At 72.9% G+C, this 9,982-nt stretch carries 10 protein-coding genes and 1 tRNA gene; 10 read left to right on the top strand and 1 reads right to left on the bottom strand.

Annotated elements, in window-relative coordinates; genetic code table 11:
* The 4 genes from VI078_11900 to VI078_11885 form a co-directional block, all read left to right on the top strand.
* Positions 1-817 (top strand): class I tRNA ligase family protein (locus VI078_11900; protein ID HEY5999983.1); only part of this gene is annotated, 817 nt, incomplete at its 5' end.
* Positions 818-830: 13 nt separating this feature from the next.
* Positions 831-1,673 carry a carboxylating nicotinate-nucleotide diphosphorylase gene (gene nadC / locus VI078_11895; protein ID HEY5999982.1) on the top strand — a complete coding sequence of 281 codons (843 nt, stop codon included), beginning with the start codon at positions 831-833 and terminating at the stop codon, positions 1,671-1,673.
* 14 nt (positions 1,674-1,687) lie between these two features.
* Complete coding sequence (locus tag VI078_11890; GenBank protein ID HEY5999981.1) at positions 1,688-2,338, top strand: biotin--[acetyl-CoA-carboxylase] ligase; 651 nt, start codon at positions 1,688-1,690, stop codon at positions 2,336-2,338.
* A 2-nt stretch (positions 2,339-2,340) separates the two neighbouring features.
* Positions 2,341-3,111 carry a type III pantothenate kinase gene (locus VI078_11885; protein HEY5999980.1) on the top strand — a complete coding sequence of 257 codons (771 nt, stop codon included), beginning with the start codon at positions 2,341-2,343 and terminating at the stop codon, positions 3,109-3,111.
* A 136-nt stretch (positions 3,112-3,247) separates the two neighbouring features.
* On the opposite strand, the gene VI078_11880 is transcribed toward VI078_11885, so the two are convergent.
* Entirely contained in the window at positions 3,248-4,486 is a 1,239-nt protein-coding gene (locus VI078_11880; GenBank protein HEY5999979.1) for a cyclic nucleotide-binding domain-containing protein, read from the bottom strand.
* A gap of 225 nt (positions 4,487-4,711) precedes the next feature.
* Between VI078_11880 and fusA the strand changes: the two genes are divergently transcribed.
* The 6 genes from fusA (at position 4,712) to VI078_11850 (ending at position 9,960) form a co-directional block, all read left to right on the top strand.
* Positions 4,712-6,796: an elongation factor G gene (gene fusA, locus VI078_11875; protein ID HEY5999978.1), complete on the top strand. Its 2,085-nt coding sequence runs from the start codon at positions 4,712-4,714 to the stop codon at positions 6,794-6,796.
* 85 nt (positions 6,797-6,881) lie between these two features.
* On the top strand, positions 6,882-7,157 hold the full coding sequence (locus VI078_11870; GenBank protein ID HEY5999977.1) for an integration host factor subunit alpha: 276 nt from the start codon (positions 6,882-6,884) through the stop codon (positions 7,155-7,157).
* A 35-nt stretch (positions 7,158-7,192) separates the two neighbouring features.
* Positions 7,193-7,561 carry a MerR family transcriptional regulator gene (locus tag VI078_11865; GenBank protein ID HEY5999976.1) on the top strand — a complete coding sequence of 123 codons (369 nt, stop codon included), beginning with the start codon at positions 7,193-7,195 and terminating at the stop codon, positions 7,559-7,561.
* Positions 7,562-7,636: 75 nt separating this feature from the next.
* Positions 7,637-7,713: transfer RNA gene (locus VI078_11860), tRNA-Pro, on the top strand.
* A gap of 38 nt (positions 7,714-7,751) precedes the next feature.
* A complete protein-coding gene (locus tag VI078_11855; GenBank protein ID HEY5999975.1) occupies positions 7,752-8,420 on the top strand; it encodes a protein-L-isoaspartate(D-aspartate) O-methyltransferase in 669 nt (222 codons plus the stop codon).
* Positions 8,421-8,454: 34 nt separating this feature from the next.
* Entirely contained in the window at positions 8,455-9,960 is a 1,506-nt protein-coding gene (locus VI078_11850; protein HEY5999974.1) for a diguanylate cyclase, read from the top strand.
* Positions 9,961-9,982 lie beyond the last annotated feature (22 nt).

Genomic DNA, 9,982 nt, shown 5'->3' with positions numbered 1-9,982 from the left:
CCTCGACGGGCTCGTGCGCCGCGTCAACCGCGCCTTCGAGGAGTACGTCTACAACGACGCCGCGTCGGCGCTGTATCAGTTCACGTGGCACGAGTTCTGCGACTGGTACCTGGAGATCGCCAAGCCGCGCCTCGGCGCGGAGGGGCCCGCGGGCGACGCGGCGCGCGGGACGGCGGTGCACGTGCTGCGCCGCGTCCTGGCGCTGCTGCACCCGATCATGCCGTTTGTCACGGAGGAGATCGCGGCGCGCCTGCCCGGCGGCGGCGCGCTGCTCGCGACCTCGCGGTTCCCCGAGCCGGAGGACGCGCGCGTGGACGCCGCGGCCGAGGCGGAGCTGGCGCTCGTGGTCGAGGTCGTCGACGCGGTGCGCAACATCCGCGGCGAGATGAACGTCTCGCCGAAGGTGGCGGTCGCCATCGTCCTCGAGGGCCTCGCCGCCGAGCCGGCGGCGATCGTCGGGCGCGAGGAGGCCGTGATCCGGCGGCTCGCCAACGCGCGCGAGGTGCGCGTCAACGCAGGCGGCGACCCCGGCGAGTCGGCGACCGCCGCCCTCTCGTGCGGCGTGCTGCGCGTGCCGCTCGCGGGCGTCGTGGACTTCGGCGCCGAGCTGGCGCGCCTCGACAAGGAGATCGGCGCGCTCGACGCCGACGCGGCCAAGCTCGAGGCCAAGCTCGCCAACGGGAACTTCGTCAGCCGCGCGCCGGCGGAGAAGGTCGCCGAGGTGCGGGAGCGGCTCGAGAAGCTGCGCGAGAAGCGCGGGGTGCTCGCCGCGAGCCGCGAGCGCGTGCTGCCGCTGGCCCGCGGCGGGCAGGGGTAGGGGAGGGCTGGGCGTGCCGGACTACGCGGCCGCGCGCGACGCCGAGCGGCTCATCCGCATCGCCCTCGACGAGGACCTCCCGGGGCCGGACGCCACCACGCTGGCCGTCGGGCTCGCGGGACGCGCGGCCGCGGCGGTCTTCGTGGCCAAGCAGGCGTGCACGGTCAGCGGCCTTGCGGTGGCCTCGAGGGTGTTTGCGATCGTCGACCCCGCGGTGCGCTTCGAGGCGCTCGCGCGCGACGGTGAGACGGTCGCCCGCGGCGCGGAGCTCGGCCGGGTCTCCGGGGACGCCGCCTCGCTGCTGGCCGCCGAGCGCACGGCGCTGAACTTCCTCCAGCGCCTCTGCGGCATCGCGACGGCGACCCGCGCGCTCGTCGACGCGGTCGCGGGCACGGGGTGCCTGGTGCTCGACACGCGCAAGACCACGCCGGGGTGGCGTCTCCTGGAGAAGGCCGCCGTGCGCCACGGCGGCGGAACGAACCACCGCTTCTCGCTCTCGGACGGCGTGCTCATCAAGGACAACCACGTGCTGCTCGCCGGGGGCGTGGCGGCGGCGGTCGGCGTGGCGCGCGCCCACGCGCTGCCGGGGACGCGGATCGAGGTCGAGGCCGGGACGCTCGCGCAGGTCGAGGAGGCGCTCGCGGCGGGGGCGGACGTGATCCTGCTGGACAACGCCGAGCCGGCCCTGGCCCGCGAGGCGGTCGCGCTCGTCGCCGGCCGGGCGGTCCTGGAGCTCTCGGGCGGCATCACGCTGGAGAACGCCCGGGCGATGGCGGCCAGCGGCGCGGACTGCATTTCGTCGGGGGCGCTCACTCACTCGGCGCCCGCCGTCGACATCAGCCTGGAGTTCCTCTGATCGGGGCGCCGGTCGTGCGGCTCGCCGCGACCGCGTCGACCAACGATGCGGCCGCGGTGCTCGCCGCCGCGGGGTGGCCCGAGGGGACGGTCGTCGTCGCGGGCCACCAGCACGGCGGCCGCGGTCGCCAGGGCAGGCCCTGGCTCTCGCCGCCGGGAACCGGCCTCTGCTTCTCGGTCATCCTGCGCCCGTCCCGCCCCCTGCGGGAGTGGGCGGACCTCTCCTGGGTGATCGCCGCGGCCGTGGCCGTCGTCGCGCGGGCCGCCGGCGCAGGCGGGGTTGGGCTGAAGTATCCCAACGACGTCGTCGCGGGGGGGCGCAAGCTCTCCGGCGTGCTGCTCGAGACCAGAACGGGGGCGGGGGCTGCCGCGGCGCTGATCGCCGGCATCGGCCTGAACGTGTGCGCCGCCGTGGAGGACTTCCCCGCCGAGCTGCGGGAGTTGGCGACGTCGCTGCGGATCGAGACGGGGCGGCCGCACCAGGCCGCGGCGCTGCTCGCGGGCCTCTGCGGCGAGATCGATGCCTGGTACGCCAGCTGGGAAGCCGGCGGGGAGGCCGCGGCGCGCGCGCGCCTCGCCGCCGCCGGGTTGGCGGTCGGTGCAGACGGGTCCGGGAACGGCGCGCTCGAATCCGGCGCGGTGCGAGCGAAGGAGGAGGGGGGATAGCCGTGCTTCTGGCTCTGGATGTCGGCAACACCAACGTGCACCTCGGCGTCTTCCGGGGCGACGCGTTGCTCGCGCACTGGGACGTCTCGAACAACCGCGACCGCACGCCGGACGAGCTGGCGGCGCTCCTCGGCCTGCTCTTCGCGGGCAGGGGGATCGACCCGGCGGCGGTGCGGGGCGCGGCGCTCGCGTCGGTCGTGCCCCAGGTGAGCGAGGGCGTCGTCGAGGGCGTGCGCCGCCTCTGCGGCGCGCCGTGCCTCGTGCTCGGGCCGGACACGGACACCGGCATCGCCATCCGCTACGAGGACGCGCGGGAGGTCGGGGCGGACCGCGTCGCCAACGCCGTCGGGGGCCACGCGCGCTACGCGGGGCCGCTGATCGTCGTGGACTTCGGGACGGCGACCACGTTCGACGCGATCGCGGCCGACGGCTCCTACCTCGGCGGGGCCATCGCGCCGGGGCTGCGCATCTCGATCGACGCGCTCTCCCAGCGCGCGGCGCGCCTCCCGCGCATCGAGCTGGCGCGGCCGCGCGTCGCGATCGGCACGAACACGGCGGCGAGCATGCAGTCGGGCATCATCTTCGGCTACGCGGGCCTCGTGGAGGCGCTGATACGCCGCATCTCGCAGGAGCTGGGCGGGACGCCGACGGTGGTCGCCACCGGCGGCCTCGCCGAGCTGATCGTGCGCGAGACCGGCGCCGCCACGGTGGTGGACCAGCACCTGACCCTCGACGGCCTCCGACTGATCTGGGAACGGCAGACGCGCGTATAGCGGCCCATCTGCGGCGTTGCACTCCTCCCGCCTCCCTGCGGCGGGCACGAGCCCGCCTCAGTCGCCGGATCGTCGCGCGCCTTGCATCTGGACCACTCTCCGCGGTCTGCTCACCGACGGTGAGTGGAGGTCATGCCTAGAGTTCGCGGAGGGTGAGGGCGATCTTGCCGCCGGTCTGGCTGATGCTCCCGAGGCTGACGAGGCGCCGGAAGAGCGCGTCGATCTCCGGCAGCGACAGCGGCAGCACCTGCGCCAGCTCCGCGAAGAGGTCCGCCGCGGCGAGCCCGTCCGGGTTGTCCGGGTGCGGGCGGCGCAGCGTGGCGATCACCTCCGTCTCCATCGCGTGCAGGCGCGGCTCGGCGCGGAAGGCTTCCAGCCGGCTGCGCATGCGGGCCAGCAGGGCGGCGGAGGCGCGGACGCAGCGCGCCGCGAGCTGGGGGCTGTTCGCGAAGACCGTCGGGAGCGCGTCGCGCCCGAACGCGAGGAGGCGGCTCTCGACCGTGGCGCGCGCGCCGAAGCGGGCCGGCGCGAGGTCCTGCAGCCACGAGACGCCGAAGAGCGCCCCCGACCCGAGGCGGCGGCAGACGCTGATGCCGTCCGTCGCGGCCGGGAACAGCTCGACCTCGCCGGTCAGCAGGTAGTACGCCTGCGCCGGCCGCGCGCCGGCGGCGAAGAGCACCTCGCCGGCGGGCACCGTCCGGCCGTAGCGGTGCGCGAGCCGCTCGGTCGAGGGGAGCAGCGGCAGGGCCACGCGCTCGGTCCCGGCCATCAGGATCTCGTCCCAGAGCTGGCCGTCGCCGGGGGCCGCGATCCCGGCCACCGAGAACACGGTCGCCGCGTCGGCGCGCACGAACCCCTCGTGCCAGTCGCGGAAGGCGTCGAACCCCTCCAGCGCCGGCCCGGCGAAGCTCGTTGCGTACGCGGCGGCGATCACGCCGGATTCGAAGTCGAGCAGGAGCTTGCCGCCCGGGGAGACCGCGTCGAGGATCCCGGAGAAGCCCCCGGCCTTCAGCTCGCCGATGATCCGCAGGGGGTCGCAGCCGCCGGCCGCCGTGCCCGTGCACAGGACGCGCCGGCCGCGGATGCCGCGCAGGCGCTGCGCCAGGCGGGGCGGCAGCTCGAACACCGTCATGCGGCCCTGCTTGATGCGGCACTTGCCCCAGATCTCGCGGTATTTCTTGGCGGAGAGCAACCGGCCGCCGATGAGCTCCACCACCTTCACGAACTCGCCGCCCACGCAGACGACGACGTCGAGCGAGTCCTGGAACTCGAGGACGATGTGGCCGGAGAAGCCCGAGCTCTTGATTTCCTCAGTCAGGGTGGCGATGTCGGCGACGGCGCCCTCGTACCAGATCCGGCTTCCCGGGAACAGCATTCGCGCGTCACCTCCCCACCCGGGAGCGAACCATAGCACACCCGCGGGCGGCTGCAAACGGCGCCGCCACCGCGCGCGCCCGCGCCCGCCACCGCGCGCCCGTCCGGAGGCGATTTCCACGACAGGTACTGCACTTGACTCCCCCGGGGTGCGATGCTACATGTATGCGTCCCCGCGCGCCGCGGGCGCCGGCGCCCGGCGCGGGCTCGAGCGAAAGGAGACCCGATGAAGCGTTTCGAGGTTGGTCAGCTCCGCAACGTCATCCTCCTGGGCGGCAGCCGCGCCGGCAAGACCTCGCTGGGCGAGGCGCTGCTCTTTCACGCCGGCGCCACGACCCGCCTGGGCTCGGTGGACGAGGGCAACAGCGTCCTGGACTTCGACCCGGACGAGATCGGCCGCAAGCTCACCCTCAACACGACGCTGGCGAGCATCGAGACCGCAAAGGGGAAGATCAACCTGCTGGACACGCCGGGATTCTCCATCTTCCTCGGCGAGAGCCTGGCCGCCTGCCGCGTGGCCGACGCCGCGATCTTCGTCGTCAGCGCCGCCACCGGCATCAAGTTCGAGACCGAGCAGCTCTGGAAGGCCGCGGGCGAGCAGGGCCTGCCGCGGATGATCGTCGTGACCAAGCTCGACCGCGAGCGCTCGAGCCTCGCGAAGGTGCTCGAGGACGCGGAGCGCTTCCTCGGGGTCAAGCCCGTTCCGATCCAGGTGCCGATCGGCGCGGAGGCCTCGTTCCGCGGCGTCGTCGACCTGCTCCAGGGGCAGGCGCGGCTGTTCCCGGCGGACGCGGCGGGCAAGGAGACCACGGGCGAGATCCCCGCGGACCTCGCCGACGAGGTCGCCGCGGCGCGCGAGCGCCTCGCCGAGGGCGTGGCCGAGGGCGACGACACGCTGCTCGAGAAGTACCTGGACGGACAGCCCCTCAGCGACGACGAGATCCGCTCGGGCCTGCGGGCGGGCGTGCTCGCCGGCAAGGTGGTGCCGCTGGTGTTCGCGGTGCCGGTGCGCAACGCCGGGACCGCCGCGATCGCCGACCTGATCTTCTCGCTCCTGCCGGCGCCGGACGAGCGTCCGGCGGTGACCGGCAAGAGCCCCGCGGGGCAGGAGGAGCAGCGCGCCGCGAAGGAGGACGCGCCCTTCTCGGCGCTGGTCTTCAAGACGCTCGTCGACCCGTACACCGGCAAGATCACGCTCTTCCGCGTCGTCTCCGGCAGGCTCCACGGCGACCAGCTGTACAACGCCTCGCGCAGCGCCAGGGAGCGCGCCGGCTCGCTCAACCAGGTGCTCGGCAAGACGCTCAAGGCGGTGCCGGAGGTCGGCCCCGGGGACTTCGCCGCGGTGGTCAAGCTCAAGGAGACCCAGACCGGGGATACGCTCGCCGACGAGAAGCACCCCGTGGTGTTCCCGCCGATCGTCTTCCCGACGCCGGTGATCTCGATGGCGGTCGAGCCCAAGAGCAAGGGCGACGAGGACAAGCTCTCGACCGCGCTGCACCGCGTGACCGAGGCCGACGCGCTGATCCGCATCTCCCGCGACCCCCAGACCAAGGAGATGCTGATCTCGGCGATGGGCCAGCAGCACATCGAGATCGTCGTCGAGCGCATGAAGCGGCTCGGCGTCGAGGTCGTGCTCAAGGAGCCGAAGGTCCCGTACCGCGAGACGATCAGCAAGAAGAACGAGGCGATGTACCGCCACAAGAAGCAGACCGGCGGCGCCGGGCAGTTCGCGGAGGTCCACATGCGCGTCGAGCCGCTCCAGCGGGGCAGCGGCTTCGAGTACGCGTGGGAGGTCTTCGGCGGCGCGATCTCCTCCTCCTTCCAGCCCTCGATCGAGAAGGGCGTGCGCTCGGTGCTCGAGCACGGGGCCATCGCCGGCTACCCGGTCGTCGACGTCAAGGTCGCGATCACCGACGGCAAGGAGCACCCGGTCGACTCCAAGGACGTGGCCTTCCAGGCTGCCGGGCGCGAGGCCTTCAAGCTCGCCGTCCAGGGGGCGGGGCCGAAGCTGCTCGAGCCGATCATGAGCCTGGAGATCACGATCCCGGAGGAGTTCGTCGGCGATGTCATCGGCGATCTCAACTCGCGGCGCGGCCGCATCGCAGGCGTCGACGGCGGCGGCGGGCGCCAGCACGTGACCGCGAAGGCGCCGCTCGCCGAACTGCTGCGCTACGCGACCGACCTGACCTCGATGACCGGCGGGCGCGGCCAGTTCACCATGGATCTGGACCACTACGAGGAGGTCCCGGCTCAGATCGCGGAGAAGATCATCGCGGCGCACAAGACCGCCGAGGAGGAGAAGAAAGCCTAGGTGGCGTCTTGACTTCTGGCGCCGCACCGGGGAAAATCGCGACCGATCCCGGGGTAGCACAAGGTTTCGACAAGGAGCAGACTGCATGACCAAGGCCGACATCGTCAGCGCCCTGTACGAGAAGATCGGGCTCTCCAAGAAGGAGACCGCGCACATCGTCGAGGTGGTGCTCGAGACCATCAAGGAGAACCTCGAGCGGGGCGAGAAGATCAAGCTCGCCGGCTTCGGCAACTTCGTGGTCAGGCGGAAAGTGGCCCGCAAGGGGCGCAACCCGAAGACCGGCGAGGAGATCGAGATCTCGCGGCGGCGGGTCGTCACCTTCCGTCCCTCCCAGATCCTGCGCAAGGTCGCCAATCCCTGACGCCGGGCGCCGCAGCGGCGGCGGGAAGGGCGACGATGAGCGTGCCGACGGTGCACATCCCGGACAAGATGTTCTTCCGCATCGGCGAGGTCTCGGAGATCACCGGGGTCAAGCCGTACGTGCTGCGCTACTGGGAATCGGAGTTCCGGCTCCTGCGGCCGAGCAAGAACAAGTCCGGCCAGCGCGTCTACCGGCGCCGCGAGGTCGAGACGGTGCTGGAGATCAAGGACCTGCTCCACCGCCGCAAGTTCACCATCGCCGGCGCGAAGAAGTGGCTCAGCGGGGAGGGGCGCCAGGCCCCCGCGGAGCGCCAGATGGAACTGGGTTTCGCCGCCGGCGACCGCACGCAGGTGATGCGCCGCGTGCGCGAGGGTTTGGCGGCGCTCGAAAAGATGTTAGAGTAGTCGCTCGCGATTGAGCGGACTGATGCCGCTCATCGCTCGGGCGCATGGAGCCTGGATGTTGGTTGGTTTTGAAGTCGGGGCGTAGCGCAGCCTGGTAGCGTACCTGAATGGGGTTCAGGTGGTCGGAGGTTCAAATCCTCTCGCCCCGACCAGTTCTTTCCCGCGGACGCGGTCCCGCGCCCGCTGAGCCATGAGCGACATCTACGCGCTGGCGCGCCGGCGCATGGTCGAGCAGCTCTCCGCCGCGGGCATCCGCGACGCGGAAGTGCTGAGGGCGATGGGCCGCGTGCCGCGCCACCTCTTCGTCGACGCGGCGTTGCGGGACCGCGCATATGGGGACGATGCGCTGCCGATCGGCCACGGCCAGACCATCTCGCAGCCGCTCATGGTCGCCACGATGACGGAGGCGCTCGCGCTTGCCGGCGGGGAGACGGTCCTGGAGATCGGCACGGGCTCGGGCTACCAGACCGCGGTCCTGGCCGAGATCGCGGACCGGGTCTTCTCGGTGGAGTGCATCGCGCCGCTCTACCGCCGCGCGCGGGAGGTGCTCGACCGGCTCGGCTGCCACCGCGTCGTGCTGCGCCACGGCGACGGGACGCTCGGGTGGGCGGACCACGGCCCCTACGATGCGATCATCGTCACGGCGGGCGCCCCGCACGTCCCGGAAGCGCTCACCGCCCAGCTCGCCCCCGGTGGCCGGCTGGTGGTCCCCGTCGGCGGCCGCCGCTCGCAGCGCCTGCTGCGGCTGACCCGTCGCGAAGCCGGGGATCTGCGCGAGGAGCTCGGCGGCTGCGTCTTCGTCGACCTCGTCGGCGCCGACGGCTGGCCCCGGGGGGAGGCCGGCGGGGCCGGAGGATAGTGCTCGCGCCGGCGCCAAGGTATACTTCGTAGATATGACGATCCGGGACGCCAGGGATTCCGCGCCGACGCCCGCGCGGGTGCTCATCGTCGACGACGACGTCGACATCGCCGAGTTGCTCGCGCTCACCGTCCGCCACGCGGGCTGGGAGCCGATCGTGGCGCGCAGCGGGGCGGCGGCGTTCGCGGCGGTGCGCGAGGCCGGGCCGTCGGCCGCGCTCATCGACTTCCAGCTCCCCGACATGAACGGCCTGGAGCTGATCCGCCTCGCCCGCGGGGTGGACCCGGATCTGCCCTGCATCGCGGTGACGGGCCAGGGGAGCGAGCGGGTCGCGGTCGAGATCATGAAGGCGGGCGCCAGCGACTACCTCGTGAAGCCCTTCGAGCCCTCGGACATCGTCGCCGCGGTGCGCCGGGGCCTGGAGGAGCGGCGCATCCGCGCCAGCAAGCTCTACCGCGATCTCGCCGACGACCTCGCCGGCAAGAACGAGCTGCTCGAGCGGCAGATGGACCAGCTCGGGCGGCGCATGGCCGAGACCGCGACGCTCTACGAGACGGCGCGCATCCTGACGGCGCAGCTTGCGCTCAGCGACGTGCTGGCGACGGTCCTGCGGCTGGCCGGGGAGCTCTTCCAGGCGGCGGCCTCCTCGGTGCGCCTGATGGACGCGGCCGGCAAGAACCTGGAGCTCGTCGCCCACAGCGGCCTGGCGCCCGAGTACTGCCGGCGCGGCGCGATCCCGGTCGGCTCGTCCGCGGCGGGGCAGGCGGCGCTCACGGGCGAGCCCGTCCACGTGGAGGACGTCGAGAAGGCCGACGGCGGCTTCCTCAAGGGCGAGATGCTCAGCCGCATGGGGCTGCGCTCGCTGCTGTGCCTGCCGCTGTCCGTGCGCGGCCGCTGCATCGGCGTGATGACCCTGTACCACCGCGCCCCGCGCTCGTACACGCAGGAGGAGCTGCGCTTCCTCCAGACCTTCGCGGGCACGGTGTCGATCGCCGTCGACAACGCGCGGCTCTACGGGGAGCAGTCGCGGCTGGCGGTGACCGACGGGCTGACCGGCCTCTACAACCACAAGCACTTCCAGGAGGGGCTGGTCGCGGAGATCGGCCGCGCCCGCCGCTACGCGCAGCCGCTCTCGCTGCTGCTCCTGGACATCGACCACTTCAAGGCCTTCAACGACGCCTGGGGGCACCAGGCGGGCGACACGCTGCTGCGCGAGCTGGCCGGGATGTTCCAGGCGGCCGCGCGCCAGCACGACTTGGTCGCGCGCTACGGCGGCGAGGAGTTCGCCTTTCTGCTGCCGCAGACCGACAAGCGCCAGGCGCTGGCGCTGGCCAAGCGCCTGTGCCGTGCCGTGGAGCGGCGGCGCTGCGCCGGCGAGGAGGTGCTGCCCGGCGGCAGGCTGACCGTGAGCCTCGGCGTCGCCTCCTATCCCGAGGACGTGATGCAGCCGCAGGACCTCGTGGGCGCTGCCGACCAGGCGCTGTATCGCGCCAAGCACCTCGGTCGCAACCAGGTCCAGGCCTGGGTCCCCCAGCACTAGACGCCCCGCCCGCGCTCGCCGC

The organism is bacterium (assembly GCA_036524115.1).
Taxonomy (GTDB): domain Bacteria; phylum JAUVQV01; class JAUVQV01; order JAUVQV01; family DATDCY01; genus DATDCY01.
This window is presented reverse-complemented; position numbering and strand designations above follow the sequence as displayed.